The organism is uncultured Cellulomonas sp. (assembly GCF_963527515.1).
Lineage (GTDB): Bacteria > Actinomycetota > Actinomycetes > Actinomycetales > Cellulomonadaceae > Cellulomonas.
Genome location: NZ_CAURTV010000006.1, coordinates 1 through 12,975 on the forward strand (window position 1 = coordinate 1; position 12,975 = coordinate 12,975).

At 72.0% G+C, this 12,975-nt stretch carries 13 protein-coding genes and 1 pseudogene; 3 read left to right on the forward strand and 11 right to left on the reverse strand.

Translation table 11 applies throughout. The features are described 5' to 3' along the window. Window positions 1-300: pseudogene (locus RYN42_RS03040) on the forward strand (cupin); the annotation flags it as partial. 1 nt (window position 301) lies between these two features. On the opposite strand, the gene RYN42_RS03045 reads toward RYN42_RS03040, so the two are convergent. From RYN42_RS03045 to RYN42_RS03080, 8 genes are all read right to left on the reverse strand, one after another. Continuing rightward, window positions 302-1,948, reverse strand: coding sequence for a bifunctional 3'-5' exonuclease/DNA polymerase (locus tag RYN42_RS03045; RefSeq protein ID WP_315093606.1), 1,647 nt, complete (start codon window positions 1,946-1,948; stop codon window positions 302-304). A gap of 123 nt (window positions 1,949-2,071) precedes the next feature. Then, on the reverse strand, window positions 2,072-2,968 hold the full coding sequence (locus RYN42_RS03050) for a hypothetical protein (protein WP_315093607.1): 897 nt from the start codon (window positions 2,966-2,968) through the stop codon (window positions 2,072-2,074). 156 nt (window positions 2,969-3,124) lie between these two features. Beyond that, a complete protein-coding gene (locus RYN42_RS03055) occupies window positions 3,125-3,424 on the reverse strand; it encodes an antibiotic biosynthesis monooxygenase (protein ID WP_315093609.1) in 300 nt (99 codons plus the stop codon). After that, window positions 3,421-3,822 (reverse strand): DUF6157 family protein, encoded by a 402-nt coding sequence (locus tag RYN42_RS03060; RefSeq protein WP_315093611.1) that lies wholly within the window; start codon window positions 3,820-3,822, stop codon window positions 3,421-3,423. Before RYN42_RS03060 ends, RYN42_RS03055 begins: the two co-directional genes overlap by 4 nt. A 33-nt stretch (window positions 3,823-3,855) precedes the next feature. Beyond that, entirely contained in the window at window positions 3,856-4,500 is a 645-nt protein-coding gene (locus RYN42_RS03065) for a hypothetical protein (protein WP_315093613.1), read from the reverse strand. A 26-nt stretch (window positions 4,501-4,526) separates the two neighbouring features. Further along, the gene (locus tag RYN42_RS03070) at window positions 4,527-5,171 is read right to left on the reverse strand and encodes a GNAT family N-acetyltransferase (RefSeq protein WP_315093615.1); all 645 of its coding nucleotides are present in this window, start codon (window positions 5,169-5,171) and stop codon (window positions 4,527-4,529) included. A 77-nt stretch (window positions 5,172-5,248) separates the two neighbouring features. After that, window positions 5,249-6,463 (reverse strand): ABC transporter permease, encoded by a 1,215-nt coding sequence (locus RYN42_RS03075; protein ID WP_315093617.1) that lies wholly within the window; start codon window positions 6,461-6,463, stop codon window positions 5,249-5,251. Then, window positions 6,460-7,395: an ATP-binding cassette domain-containing protein gene (locus RYN42_RS03080; protein WP_315093619.1), complete on the reverse strand. Its 936-nt coding sequence runs from the start codon at window positions 7,393-7,395 to the stop codon at window positions 6,460-6,462. Before RYN42_RS03080 ends, RYN42_RS03075 begins: the two co-directional genes overlap by 4 nt. A gap of 71 nt (window positions 7,396-7,466) precedes the next feature. Here RYN42_RS03080 and RYN42_RS03085 point away from each other — a divergent pair, with 71 nt between their 5' ends. Continuing rightward, on the forward strand, window positions 7,467-8,567 hold the full coding sequence (locus RYN42_RS03085; RefSeq protein WP_315093621.1) for a DNA glycosylase AlkZ-like family protein: 1,101 nt from the start codon (window positions 7,467-7,469) through the stop codon (window positions 8,565-8,567). Here RYN42_RS03085 and RYN42_RS03090 read toward each other — a convergent pair. Further along, the gene (locus tag RYN42_RS03090) at window positions 8,564-8,965 is read right to left on the reverse strand and encodes a helix-turn-helix domain-containing protein (RefSeq protein WP_315093623.1); all 402 of its coding nucleotides are present in this window, start codon (window positions 8,963-8,965) and stop codon (window positions 8,564-8,566) included. The genes RYN42_RS03085 and RYN42_RS03090 overlap by 4 nt on opposite strands. 107 nt (window positions 8,966-9,072) lie before the next feature. Between RYN42_RS03090 and RYN42_RS03095 the strand changes: the two genes are divergently transcribed. Then, window positions 9,073-9,438, forward strand: coding sequence for a DoxX family protein (locus tag RYN42_RS03095; RefSeq protein ID WP_315093625.1), 366 nt, complete (start codon window positions 9,073-9,075; stop codon window positions 9,436-9,438). A 208-nt stretch (window positions 9,439-9,646) separates the two neighbouring features. Here the strand turns inward: RYN42_RS03095 and RYN42_RS03100 are convergent, their stop codons facing one another. Both RYN42_RS03100 and RYN42_RS03105 read right to left on the reverse strand, forming a co-directional pair. Continuing rightward, complete coding sequence (locus RYN42_RS03100; protein WP_315093627.1) at window positions 9,647-11,614, reverse strand: beta-galactosidase; 1,968 nt, start codon at window positions 11,612-11,614, stop codon at window positions 9,647-9,649. Beyond that, window positions 11,611-12,738: a Gfo/Idh/MocA family oxidoreductase gene (locus RYN42_RS03105; protein ID WP_315093628.1), complete on the reverse strand. Its 1,128-nt coding sequence runs from the start codon at window positions 12,736-12,738 to the stop codon at window positions 11,611-11,613. Before RYN42_RS03105 ends, RYN42_RS03100 begins: the two co-directional genes overlap by 4 nt. Window positions 12,739-12,975: the final 237 nt, after the last annotated feature.

Consider the following 12,975-nt stretch of genomic DNA (forward strand, 5'->3'; position numbering starts at 1 on the left):
CTCGAGGGCTACGCCGAGCTGGTCGAGGCCGTCGACCGGGTCGGTCCGACCGCCGCGCTCGAGCCCCTGCACGCCGCCGCCGCCCGCCTCGTGCGCACGCTCGTCCCCGGGTGGCAGGACGTGTGGACGCGCACCGTGCAGGCCGAGGCCGAGGCGACCGCCGCCGCGCTCGACGGCCTGGTCCGCGGCGTCGCACCGCACCTGGGTCGGGGGTCGGTGACGACGATCGACCCCGCTCCGTCGCCGCGCCGGTACGGCATGTGCGGTCGACTGCAGACCTGGCCCACGCTGCCCGGCTGAGCTACTTCGCCTGGTCGTAGCTGTCGGCCACGGTCACGTTGAGCGCGAAGTCGACAGGCGTGTCTCCGAACAGCAACCGCCCCGCCTCCACCGCCGACTCGCGCACCGCGGCAGCAACCTCGTCGGCGACGTCGGCAGGCGAGTGCACCATGACCTCGTCGTGCAGGAAGAACACCAGGTGCGGCCGGCCCTCCATCGCCAGCAGCCGACGCCGCAGCGACGCCATCCAGCACAGTGCCCACTCCGCGGCGGTCCCCTGCACGATGAAGTTCCGCGTGAACCGCCCCCAGTCGCGGCCGCGTCGGCGGGCGGCGCGGACGTCGTCGGCCCCCGCTCCCTCCGCCGAGGCGGCGGCGTGCTCGGCCTGCCAGGCGGCGTCGGGACGCGGGGACGTGCGGCCGAGCCAGGTGGCGACGACGTCGCCGCGCTCCCCGGCGCGGGCGCCCGCCTCGACCAGCGCGACGGCGTGCGGGTAGGCCTTGGTGAGGCGCGGCATGAGGACCGCGGACGGGCCGGTGGTGGCGCCGTAGATGGCGCCGAGCATGGCGTACTTGGCCTCGGACCGGGTCTCGACGATGCCTGCGTCGACGACGCCCTGGTACAGGTCGGCCTGCCGACCGGCCGCGGCCATGGCGCTGTCGCCGGACATCGCGGCGAGCACCCGGGGTTCCAGCTGGGCGGCATCGGCGACGACGAGCTTCCACCCCGGGTCGGCACGCACCGCCGCGCGGATGCTCGCGGGCAGCTGGAGCGCACCGCCGCCGCTCGTCGCCCAGCGTCCCGTGACCACCCCGCCGGGCACGTAGTCGGGGCTGAACCGGCCGTCGTGGACCCACGCCTCCATCCACGCCCAGCCGTTGGCGCTGAGCAGGCGCGACAGCTTCTTGTACGCCAGCAGCGGGTCGCGCACGGGGTGCTCGAGCGCCTTGATCTCCCAGGTGCGGGTCGACTCGACGTCGCAGCCGGCCGCCCGCAGCCCGCGCAGCAGGTCCGGCTGGGAGTCGAGGTTCAGTGACGGTTGCCCGAGCGCGTCGCGGACCTCCTCGGCCATGGCCTCGACCTTGGCCGGGCGCCCGCTGCGGGATCGCGGTCCCAGCAGGTCGGTGAGGAGTGCATCGTGCGTCTCGACGCTCCACGGCATGCCGTCGTGCTGCATCTCGGCCGCGATGAGCGCCCCGGTCGACTCGGCCGCGAGCAACAGGCGGAGCCGGCCCGGCTCGTCGGCGCCCGCAACGGCCGCGAGCTGACGCTGGAGCTCGTCCAGCGGGTCGGCGGCGACCATCGGGCTCGGCTCGTCGAACAGGCTGCCCTCGACGGGAGCCGGTGTGCGGGGTCCGTCCCACGGGCCGGCGGGCGCCGTGGCGAGGGCTGACGACTGCGCGTAGACGCTCCGGCGCAGGATCGCGTGGCAGAGGCGCAGGTCATGGCAGCGCTCGACGCGGACGCCGGCCGCCAGCAGCGGGGGATAGCGGCGGGCGGTGTCGTCCCAGACCCAGCGCGGGCGGTCGCGTTCCCGCTCGCGGACGACCGAGGCGAGTTTGTCGGTCTGCACCTCGACTCGACCGAGCGGTTTGCCGTCGTCGGTGAGGTCCTGCAGGGCGACGACGCCGGAACGCGACGGGTCGTCGGAGAGCAGGATCAGGGGCACGACTCATCGTCGCAGGCCGAGAGGCTGCCACAAGAGTCGGGTTGCCGCCTTGTTGACAATCTGCTCAAACGTCGAAGCGCATGGCCATTAAGTGTTCGAGCGTTCCGAGCCGTCAGCCGGCCGTCAACCGCGAACCGTTTGGCGCTCATGCCGGTCTTGGCCGTCCTCCAGCCACCGCAATTCCACGTCCCACTGGCGCAGCGTGCCCATGTGCATCAGGAGTGGGAACTCGATTGTTGCCCCAGGGGCGAGGCGCCCCACCTCGTCCGCGCCGTAGAGTTGAGGCAAATCCTCATTCTCGTCAGCTTCTCCTGCGATTAGCCTGAGTGTTAATGCCTCGGCTGCGGCAGTGCCGCGGTTCTCCACGCGTAGCCAGTGCTTGCTTCGGTATCGGGGCGTTCCGCTCTTGCTGAAGCCGGAAATCTCCCGCTCGCTTTGAACGCTTGCAACGAGTTGCGACGCCGGCCCCGGCGCCGCAACGATCGAGGGTGCTGCGTCTAGCGGAATGGCGGCTCCAGAATCCTCGCGGACCACCCGAGTCAGGCTAGCCGTTACCTTTCTCCACAACTCGTTCTCGTCGGCGTACGAGTCGAAGAGCCCGCGGGTCCGGACGCTCTTCTTGAAAGCCTCCAGCGCGGAATATTGCTTGATGTCTACGCTGCTGGGCAGAACGGGCTCGTCCGAGAAGTAGAGCAGAACGCGCTTACCCGCAGCAATGAATGACTCGATTTCTTCCACCGTGCCCGACGCAGCCTCGCCGGTGCTCGAGCCCAGACGGGTCCAGAACGTTCCGATAAGGATGTCGGCACGATCTACGACCTGTCGATTGACAATGGATTGGGGTCGGTCGCCCATCTCCGGTGTGGCGTCATGCTCCCACATCGCTGGCATGAGCACCGTGCCCGAGCTCTCCGAGTGCAAGCTATTCCAGTCCCATATCAGTTCCCGCAGGAGTGTCCGGACCTTGCCCGTATCGCCGGGCGACGCGATAAGTACACGCAATACCCGTGCGTCAAACACCACTCTTCCTCCTCGAGTCGGCAGGACGTGCACGCCCGCGCGCCCTTCGAGGCGCTCTGCGGCAGGCAGTCTGTTGAGAGGCTAGTGACTCCTGGAGAGATCTCGGGCGGAATGGCGTTCTGCCGGGTTTCCGCCTGTCCCACCGCAGCGCGGTCCCTACGCCCTCAACCCGCCGACGACTCGGCCGGCCACCCCCGTGAACTCCCCGGTCAGCATGGGCATCGCCTCGGCGATCGCGGCCCGCACGGACGGCAGCTCCAACGACGCCGCATGATCCGCAGCCGACTCCCACACCTCCGACACCGCGATCAGGTCGTCGTCGTCATCCACCACCGACACCACGTACGACCGGCACCCGACCGCCGCGAGCGCAGACACGTCCCGCAGCAGGATCGCCACCACCTCAGCGCGCCGTTCGGGCAGGGTCCGCATGGTTCCCACATACGAGTGCGTCATCGTCGAGAGCTCCGCATCGCCGCCTTCACGGTCACCGCGGAACCGTCCGGCGCGGTCCCGTCCGCCAGCGCCGCGTACTCCGCGGACCCCACCGCGTACACCGCCAAGCGCCCGTCGGCGTCGGCATGAATCCCCCAGCCGTACCGCTTCCCGAGGTCGCTGGACCGCAGGCAGGCGCGGGGCGTCGCATAGAAGGTGGCCCACTCGTCGGGCGAGGCGCCGTGGCGCGCCGCCCACACCTGGAAGATCACGTCGGACGACCGCATCGTGTAGGGCGACGAAGCGATCAGCGAGAAGGTTTGCGCGGCCACGGTCGACCCGGACGGCTCCACGCCGGCGACGGCCGAGGTGTCCGGCGCGATGGTGATGAAGGTGGACGTGTAGTCGACGCTCTCCATGTGCCAGACGCTAGACCGAGCCACCGACAGCCGTCAGGCGCCGCCGGCGCGGTCGGCCCGCAGGCTCTGGTACCGGTCGACGTCGGCGGTCGTCAGCCAGGTCAGCCGCTCGTCGGCGGTCTCCAGCGCGGTCTCCGTCAGCGCGTAGATCTCCACGCAGTACGGCACGTCCTGGTAGCAGTGGACCGTGAACGACGCGTCGGCGCCCTTGTAGCCGGCGAAGCTCCCCAGGAACTCGGTCGTGTGCGCGTCCGAGTCCGGCGATCCTTCGTCGGGAGGGACCTCCGGCTCGCCCTCGGACACGGTGGCCTCGCGCCAGAACTGCAGCGCCGCGTCGGTCGTCGTGAAGCGGGAGATGACGACGTCGGCCGTGAGGTCCAGCCACCCGCAGACGTATGCGTCCTCGGCCTCGGGGTACTCGCTCTTGCGGAGCCGGTCGCAGTCGGCGACGACGACCTGGTCCGGGTCGACCGCCCACATGGCGCCCGTGAGCCCTTCGAGCGGGAGGCAGGACGGCGTCGGCGGGAGGTCGTTCCAGCAGGCCTCGGTGGTGGCGTCGTCGGCGACCGGTGTGTCGAGCAGCCGCAGGACGGCGAGGCTGGCCGCGACGGTCCCGGCGACGAGCACCAGCCCGGCTGCGATCCCGGCGACGACCCAGCGGGACGTGCCAAGCGCCATGGGACCTCCTCGACGTTGCGGAGAACCTACAGGCTCCCGACAGGCACCCGGCTCATCGGGAAGATCCACGGCCCGTCGGCCAGCGACGACTCCAGCGGCACCTTCGACCGCACGGAGGAGTACCCGAGCGCGGTGTAGTACCCCACGTTGTCCGGCTTGGTGGTCTCCAGGTAGGACGGCCCGGACGCGGAGTCGATCAGGCCGAAGACCGTCGCCATCAGCCGCTTGCCGCGGCCGGCGCGCTGCAGGTCGGGCCGGACGCCGAGCGCCTCGACGTACCAGGCGTCGCAGGGCACGCCGGACGCGGTGACGTCGCCGAACCGGATGATGCCCAGGCTGTGCTCGCGCGTGTTCACGGCGATCCGTGCGATCCGCAGGCCCTGCCGCCACCAGCGCAGCGGCGTCATGGGGTAGGTGCCGGGCGGGTACAGGGCGATCGCCCCGGTGACCGTGCCGTTCAGGCGGGTGACGAAGGCGTGCCCGTACCGCACGGCGTCGGACAGGGTCATCCGGTAGAGGGCTCGCAGCTCGCGCTCGCGGCGGGCACGGACGGGGAAGAGGTGCACGAACCCGGGGTCCTCGGCCAGCGCCGCGGCGAGCACGGTCGCCGCTTCGGCGATGTCGGCGGCGCGAAGCGTTTCGACGGTGTCGGGCGGAGGTGCGGCGGGCATGTCGCGCATCCTCTACGGGACATGCGTCCAGATGCAACCCGAACGGGTGACGCACTGCTGCTGACCTGCACTAACGCTTACCGGGCTGTCAGTGCGTCCTTCAGCTTCACCCGACCGCCGCTGCGCAGCACCGCGTTCGAGTACACCCGCCCGGCCAGCCACACCAGCACCGGGACCAGCGCCAGCGAGAGCGCGAGCGACAGGGCGACCTCCCACGCCGCCACCTCGCCGAGGGCGATCCGCATGGGCATGAGCATCGGCGAGCAGAACGGGACGTAGGACAGCCCGACGAACAGCGGGTTGGTCGGGTCCCACGGCCCGATGGTCACACCGACCAGGTACGGGATCATCATGAGCGTCAGCACCGGGGCGGTCACCGAGCCGACGTCCTCCTGCCGGGACACCAGCGCGGCCAGCGCGCCGAGCGCCAGCGCGTACATGGTGAACCCGACGACGAACCAGATCACCACCCACAGCGCGGTGACGCCGAGGTTGATCGAGCTGGCGTCGAGCAGCCCCAGGGCCAGCGCCGTCCCCGCGCCCGCCCCGACGACGAGCACCACCTGGGTCAGGCCGATGACGCCGATGCCCAGCACCTTGCCGGCCATGAGCTGCCACGGCCGCACGGTCGCCAGCAGCAGCTCGACCACGCGGCTCGACTTCTCCTCGACGACGCCCTGCGCCACCAGCTGCCCGGCGGTCATGAGCGAGATGAACAGGAGGATCCCGGACAGGAACCCGGCGACGATCTGCCCGGCGTCGCGCTCCGGCTCGGGCTCCAGCGCGGTGACGTCCGGGGCGGCCTGCGCGATCGCGCGGCCGACCTCGCCGGCATCGCCGCCCAGCCCGGTGATGGCCGAGGACAGCGCCTCCTGCTGCGCGAGCGTCGCGAACACCCCGATGAGCTGCTCCGGCATCGACGTCTGGACCGTGACCTCGAGCGGGTCGGTGGACGTGACGAGCGCGACCAGCGTCCCGTCGGTCAGCAGCGCCTCGCCGTCGTCGGCGGACGACACCTCCTGCGTCTCCACCGTGACCCCGATGACCGCCGCCGTGGCGACCAGCTGCTCGGCCGCCGACGACGCCGCGGGCAGCACGCCGACGTGCTGCGTGGGGTCCGACCGGGACTGCGTGAAGTCGAGGATCACCCCGCCCAGCACGACCGCGGCGACCAGGGCGATCGTCGTCCAGATGAACGCCTTGGAGCGGAACCGGGTGCTGATCTCCCGCCCGGCCACCAGGCGCACGGCGGCACCGTCGGAGATCTCGACGAGGTTCGGGCGCTGGCTCATGCGGACACCGTCTCCCGCTCGGCCGCGACGGCGTCGGTGGTCACGACGTGCCGGTACAGCTCGGTCAGGGAGGGCCGCAGCAGGCTGAACTCGTGCACCGGCCCGCTGGCCATCGCGGCCCGCAGGAGCTCCTGGTCCACGCCGTCCGCCGACTGACCCCGCACCTCGACCACCGACCGCCTGCCGTCCGTCGAGACGACGCGGGCCGACGGCACCGCGGAGACCCACGACGCCGCCGGCGGGCCGTCGACCACCCACCGTCTGTCGTCGGTCCGGCGCAGCTCCTCGATCCCGCCGAACTTCACCATCGACCCGCTCTTGATGATCCCCACCCGGTCGCACAGCGACTCGACCAGCTCGAGCTGGTGCGACGAGAACAGCACCGGGACGCCGGCCGCGGCCTGGTCGCGCAGCACCCCGCTCATCACGTCGACCGCCACGGGGTCGAGGCCGGAGAACGGCTCGTCCAGCACCAGGATGTCGGGGGAGTGCACCAGCGCGGCGGCCAGCTGCACGCGCTGCTGGTTGCCGAGGGAGAGCTTGAGGATCTCGTCGGCACGACGCTCCGCGATGCCGAGCACCTCGGTCCACCGCTCCATCGACGCCTTGGCCGACGCGGTGTCCAGCCCGTGCAGCTTGGCCAGGTAGACCAGCTGGTCGCTCACCTTCATGCGCGGGTAGAGGCCTCGCTCCTCGGGCATGTACCCGATGCGGCGTCGGATCCCGAGGTCGATCGGGCGGCCGTCCCACTGCACCTCGCCCGAGTCGGCCTCCAGCACGCCCAGCACGATCCGCATGGCCGTCGACTTGCCCGCGCCGTTGGAGCCGACGAAGCCGACGATCTCCCCGCCGCGCACCTCCATGGACAGGTCGCGCAGCGCGCGGACGGTGCCGTAGGTCTTGTTCAGGGACTCCATCGTCAGCGCGGGCATGGGTCGATCCAAACAGAGACCACCGACCCGCGGCGACACCCGTGTCAGTGCTCTGTCCTAGTGTCCGGATCGTGCACCACCTGTCCCGTGCCGACGCCCGCCGGATCGCGGTGCGCGCCCAGTGGCTGACCGCCGACCGGCCGACCGACCTGCACGAGACCGTGCGGCACCTGACCTTCCTCCAGCTCAACCCGACCGCCGCGATCGCCCCCAGCGCCGACCTGGTCCTCTGGAGCCGGCTGGGCTCCGCGTACGACCCGCAGGACCTGACGGATGCCCTCGACGAGCAGAGCATCATCGAGTTCCGGGGCATGCTGCGGGTCGCGCAGGACATGGCCCTGTACCGCGCCGAGATGGCCGTGTGGCCCGGCGTCGGCCCCCGCGTGAAGGACTGGCAGCGCGGCAACCGGCAGTGGGTCGCGGACAACGAGGCCTGCCGCCAGGACGTCCTCGAGCTGCTGCGCGCCGACGGTCCGCTGCCCATCAGCGAGCTGCCCGACACGTGCGTGCGGCCGTGGAAGTCCTCCGGCTGGAACAACAACCGCAACGTCACCATGCTGCTGGGTCTCATGGTCCAGATGGGCGACGTCGCACCCGCCGGCGGCACCGGCCGCGACCGGCTCTGGGACCTGGCCGAGCGCGTCTACCCGCCGGACCCGCCGATCCCGCTGGAGGAGGCGTACCGGATCCGCGACGAGCGCCGGCTCGCCGCCCTCGGCATCGCCCGCTCGAAGGGGCCCGAGCAGCCGGTCGAGCCGCTCGACGTCCGCGAGGTGGGCGAGCCCGCGACCATCGACGGCGTCCGCGGCGAGTGGCGTGTGGATCCGGCCCTCCTCGATGCCGGCCCGTTCGAGGGTCGCGCCGCCCTGCTCTCCCCGTTCGACCTGCTGCTGTACGACCGCAAGCGCATGACCGACGTCTTCGAGTTCGACTACATCCTCGAGATGTTCAAGCCGGCCGCCGCACGACGCTGGGGCTACTACGCGCTGCCGGTCCTGTACGGCGACCGCCTGGTGGGCAAGCTCGACGCGACCGCCGACGTCAAGGCCGGCGTGCTGCGGGTCCACGCGGTGCACGAGGGCGACCCGTGGGACGCCGCCACCCGTGCGGCCGTCGATCGGGAGATCGACGACCTGGCACGGTGGCTGGAGCTGGACCTGCGGCGGTCCTAGCTGCGCGACGCGTCGAAGGCCGCGCGGTGGCGGTCGATCTCGTCGGCGTTCTCCTGGCTCCACGCCACCAGCTCCAGCACGGGGCGCAGCAGCGTGTGCCCCAGCGGGGTGAGCTCGTACTCGACCCTGGGCGGCACCACTGGGTAGACCTCACGGTGCACGAGCCCGTCGCGCTCCAGGTGCCGCAGCGTCAGGGTGAGCATCCGCTGGGAGATCCCGTCGATGCCGCGCAGCAGGGTGGTGAACCGCTGCGGTCCGGTCTGCAGCATGCCGAGGATGAGCAGGCTCCACTTGTCCCCGATCCGGTCCAGCAGGCTTCGCACCTGGGCGCCCACCGAGTCCGCCCCGCAGCTGACCCGGGGCAGGCCGGCGTCGTCGTAGGTCACCGGCAGGTGCATGCGTCCTCCCTCAGGCACATCTCTGTGCCCCCTTGTGCTTCGCGCTTACTGTTCCCCATGATGCGGTCAGGCACAACTAGTAACCCACTTCGTCAGAGAGAAGCCCCATGAACCTCGCCCTCTGGGTCGTCGCCGGACTCCTCGCGGCCGTCTACCTCGGCGCCGGCCTGATGAAGGCCACGCAGCCGAAGGAGAAGCTCCGGAAGAACCTGCCGTGGGTCGACGACTTCTCCGCCCGGACGGTGCGGTTCATCGGCGTCGCGGAGATCGCGGGCGCGCTCGGACTGGTCCTCCCGCAGCTCACCGGCATCGCCCCCGTGCTCACGCCGATCGCCGCGGTCGGCCTGGTGATCGTCCAGGCGCTGGCCATCCGCACGCACCTGCGGCGCGGAGAGAAGCAGGTGCTCCCGGCCAACGCCGCACTGCTTCTGCTCGCCCTCTTCGTGGCGGTCGGCCGGCTCGCGGGCCTCTGACCCACGGGCGCCCGCGAGAACGGCAGTTCCCCGCGAGAACGGCAGGTGCACGTGCCGGTGTCGCGGGGAAACGGCCGGGGGAGGCCGCGCGCCCCCCGGCGCCCCAGCCGGGGGCGCCGACGCGCCGACCCCGGGGGCCCCCGCCCTCCCTGCTTGTCCCCGGGACACCGGCCGGTCCACGGGCGGGTCTCGCGGGGAACTGCCGTGGTCAGGCCTCGCGCACCACGGCGACCGAGCCGGGTGCGACGACGAGCAGACCGTCGGTCACCGGGGCGTCGCGCAGCAGCTCGTGCCCCGACGCCGGCACCGTGACCTCGTCGGCCGTGTGGTTGAGGACGAACAGCCACGACCGGCCGTCGTCGGCCCAGCGGCGGACCGCCTCGACGCCCTCGGGCCCGGGCGTCAGGCCCGCCTCCTCGATCAGTGCGTCGGTGACGCCCTGGAGCCCCTCGGCGTCCAGCCGCGTCGCCAGGTACCAGGCGGCACCCGCACCGACCGGTCGACGGGTCAGAGCCGGCCAGCCCGCAAGGTCGCCGTCGGCGAACCGACGGACCGCCTCGGTGCCCGGCGCCAGGTGCATCTGCTCCGACCAGACGTCGGCCGGGGTGCCGTCGTCCAGCGTCACCACCTCGCCCTCCTGCAGCGCCCAGATCTCCTCGCTGCGCACCCCCAACAGATCCCGGAACGCGCCGGGGTAGCCGCCGAGGCGGATGTGGTCGTGCTCGTCGGCGATGCCCGAGAAGTACGTGACCAGGACGGACGCACCGTCGGCGGCCGCCTGGGCGAGGTTCGCCGCGTCGGCGTCGGACACCAGGTAGAGCGTCGGCACGACGACGAGCGCGTACCCGGACAGGTCCGCCGACGGCCGCACGATGTCCACGGTCACGTTCCGCTGCCAGAGCGCGCGGTAGTGCGCCAGCACCCGGTCCGGGTAGGTCACCGCGGCGGACGGGTGGCTGTCCAGCTCGGTGCCCCACCACGCGGGGTAGTCGAAGACGATCGCGGCCTGCGCGCGGACGCGCGACCCCTCGACCTCGCTCAGTGCCGTCAGCGCGTCCCCGAGCGCGACCGTGCTCCGCCACACGTCGGTGTCGGTCCCCGCGTGCGGCAGCATCGCCGAGTGGAACTTCTCCGCGCCCGCGGCGGACTGGCGCCACTGGAAGAACATCACCGCGTCGGCCCCGCGAGCCACGTGCGCCAGCGAGTGGCGGATCATCTCGCCCGGGCGCTTGGTGCGGTTGCGGGGCTGCCAGTTCACCGCGCTGGTCGAGTGCTCCATGAGCATCCACGGGTCGCCGCCGGCCACCCCGCGCGTGAGGTCGGCGCTGAAGGAGAGCTCGACGTGCGCCTCGGGGTCGTGCGCCCGGGTGTAGTGGTCGTTGGCGATGACGTCGAGGTCGTCCGCCCAGGAGAAGTAGTCCATCCACTTGGTGCCGGTGGAGAGCATCAGGTTGGTGGTCGTCGGCACGTCAGGCGTGACCTCGCGCAGCACGTCCCGCAGCGCGCGGTAGTGGACCAGCAGCTCGTCGGAGCTGAACCGCGCGAAGTCCAGCTGCTGCGTCGGGTTCGGGTAGGTCGGGGCGCTGCGCGGGGGCAGCACCTCGTCGAAGTCGTCGTACCGCTGCGACCAGAAGGCGGTGCCCCACGCGTCGTTCAGCGCCTCGACCGTCCCGTACCTCGCTTCGAGCCAGCGGCGGAAGGCGGCCGCGGCGTCGTCGGAGAAGTCGTGCGGGACGTGGCAACCGAGCTCGTTGTCCACGTGCCACAGGGCCAGCGCCGGGTGCTGTCCGTAGCGCTCAGCCATCGTGCGGGTCATCCGCAGGACGTACTCGCGGTAGGCAGGCGACGACACCCGGTACGCCTGCCGGCCGCCCGGGTGCAGCACCGTGCCGTCCGCCAGCACGGGCAGGAACTCCGGGTGCTTCCGCGTGAGCCACGGGGGAGGGCTGGCCGTGGCCGTCGCCAGCGCGACCTTGATGCCGGCCTGGTGCAGCCGGTCGAGGATGTCGTCCAGCCAGCCGAAGTCGAACGACCCCTCACGCGGCTCCAGCTGCGCCCAGCTGAAGATGCCGACGCTGACCAGCGTGACGCCGGCCTGCTGCATGAGCTCGACGTCCTCGACGCGGGTGGCCAGGGGCCACTGCTCGGGGTTGTAGTCGCCGCCGTACTGGATCATGAGGTCCTCGTCGCTGGTCGCAGGTCTTCGATGCCGTGCAGGAAACCGTCGCGCAGGGCGCTGCCGGGCGCCAGGTCCGCCTTGGTGACCGGCCGGCCCAGGGATGCCGACGCGTAGATGGCGGTCACCAGCTCCAGCGACCGGTGCGGCTCCGCGGCCACCGGCGGCAGGGGCTCGCCCGCGCGGAGGGCTGCATAGACCGCGCGCAGCAGCGGGGTGTGCCCGGAGGGCTCGTCGTCGGCAGGCAGGGTCCAGGACGCCGGCGCCTCCACCGGTGCGCTGCCGGTCCGGTCCGGCGCCGGGGTGAGCCGCCACGCGCGGGCGTCGTGCCCGTACAGGTGCTCGACCTCGACCGTGCCGAGCGTCGTGTCCACCCGCACGTAGCTGCTCTGGCGGGGGGCGAGCGCGGTGGTCAGCACGGACACGATCGCGTCGTTGGCGAACCGGATCACCGCGGTCGACGTGTCCTCGGTCTCGATGTCGCGGTCCAGCCGGAACGCGCGCGCGTCGACCTCGGCCCAGTCGCCCAGCAGGAACCCGAGCAGGTCGAGCTGGTGGATGCCGAGCCCCAGCAGCGGCCCGCCGCCCTCCGTGGCCCACCTCCCGCGCCACGGCACCGCGTAGTAGTCCTCCTGCCTGCGGTACCAGAGCGTGTGGCAGACGCCGACGAGCGGACGCCCGAGCGTGCCGTCCGCCAACAGCTTCTGCACGTGTCCGACGGCGGTCCCGGTGCGCTGCTGGAACACCACGGCGTACTCGCGGCCGGCCTCGCGGGCCACCTCGAGCACCGCGTCCAGGTCCGCCAGCGACAGGACGGGCGGCTTCTCGCACACCACGTGCGCGCCGGCGCGCAGGGCGGCGATCGCCTGGTCCCGGTGCAGGCCGGGGGGGGTGCAGAGGTGCACGACGTCGACCGTCTCCGCGGCGAGCAGGTCGTCCAGGCTGTCGTACCGGCCGGGCACGGCGTACTCGTCGGCAAAGGCGTCACGCACGGTGGGACTGGGGTCGGCGACCGCGACGACCGTGGCGAGCGGGTCCAGAGCCAGCACCTTGACGTGCGCGTGGGCGATGGCCCCGGTCCCGACGAGCGCGACCCGCAGCCCACCCTCCGACAACTCCGTCATGTCCGCTCCCTTGCGTCCTGCGTCGACCGTGCCCGGTCACGGTAAGCGCTTGCCTGCCGATCCGTCCATCCGCCGCCTGGGGGCCGCCGCGGCGAGATCGAGGGTTCGGCACCAGATCGTGCGTCGGAACCCACGGTCTCGCGCCGAACCCACGATCTCGCGTCCGCGCGACGGAGCCGCCCGCCCGGCGCGACGCGACCGCCCGACCAACCGGCCGGCCGGCCGGCCGGCCCGAGC

What these genes read in the sequence shown, in the direction of transcription:
- RYN42_RS03055 (WP_315093609.1), bottom strand. Translation starts at nt 3,424, where the DNA reads ATGACGCACTCGTATGTGGGAACCATGCGGACCCTGCCCGAACGGCGC.
- RYN42_RS03060 (WP_315093611.1), bottom strand. Translation starts at nt 3,822, where the DNA reads ATGGAGAGCGTCGACTACACGTCCACCTTCATCACCATCGCGCCGGAC.
- RYN42_RS03065 (WP_315093613.1), bottom strand. Translation starts at nt 4,500, where the DNA reads ATGGCGCTTGGCACGTCCCGCTGGGTCGTCGCCGGGATCGCAGCCGGG.
- RYN42_RS03070 (WP_315093615.1), bottom strand. Translation starts at nt 5,171, where the DNA reads ATGCCCGCCGCACCTCCGCCCGACACCGTCGAAACGCTTCGCGCCGCC.
- RYN42_RS03075 (WP_315093617.1), bottom strand. Translation starts at nt 6,463, where the DNA reads ATGAGCCAGCGCCCGAACCTCGTCGAGATCTCCGACGGTGCCGCCGTG.
- RYN42_RS03080 (WP_315093619.1), bottom strand. Translation starts at nt 7,395, where the DNA reads ATGCCCGCGCTGACGATGGAGTCCCTGAACAAGACCTACGGCACCGTC.
- RYN42_RS03090 (WP_315093623.1), bottom strand. Translation starts at nt 8,965, where the DNA reads ATGCACCTGCCGGTGACCTACGACGACGCCGGCCTGCCCCGGGTCAGC.
- RYN42_RS03095 (WP_315093625.1), top strand. Translation starts at nt 9,073, where the DNA reads ATGAACCTCGCCCTCTGGGTCGTCGCCGGACTCCTCGCGGCCGTCTAC.
- RYN42_RS03100 (WP_315093627.1), bottom strand. Translation starts at nt 11,614, where the DNA reads ATGATCCAGTACGGCGGCGACTACAACCCCGAGCAGTGGCCCCTGGCC.
- RYN42_RS03105 (WP_315093628.1), bottom strand. Translation starts at nt 12,738, where the DNA reads ATGACGGAGTTGTCGGAGGGTGGGCTGCGGGTCGCGCTCGTCGGGACC.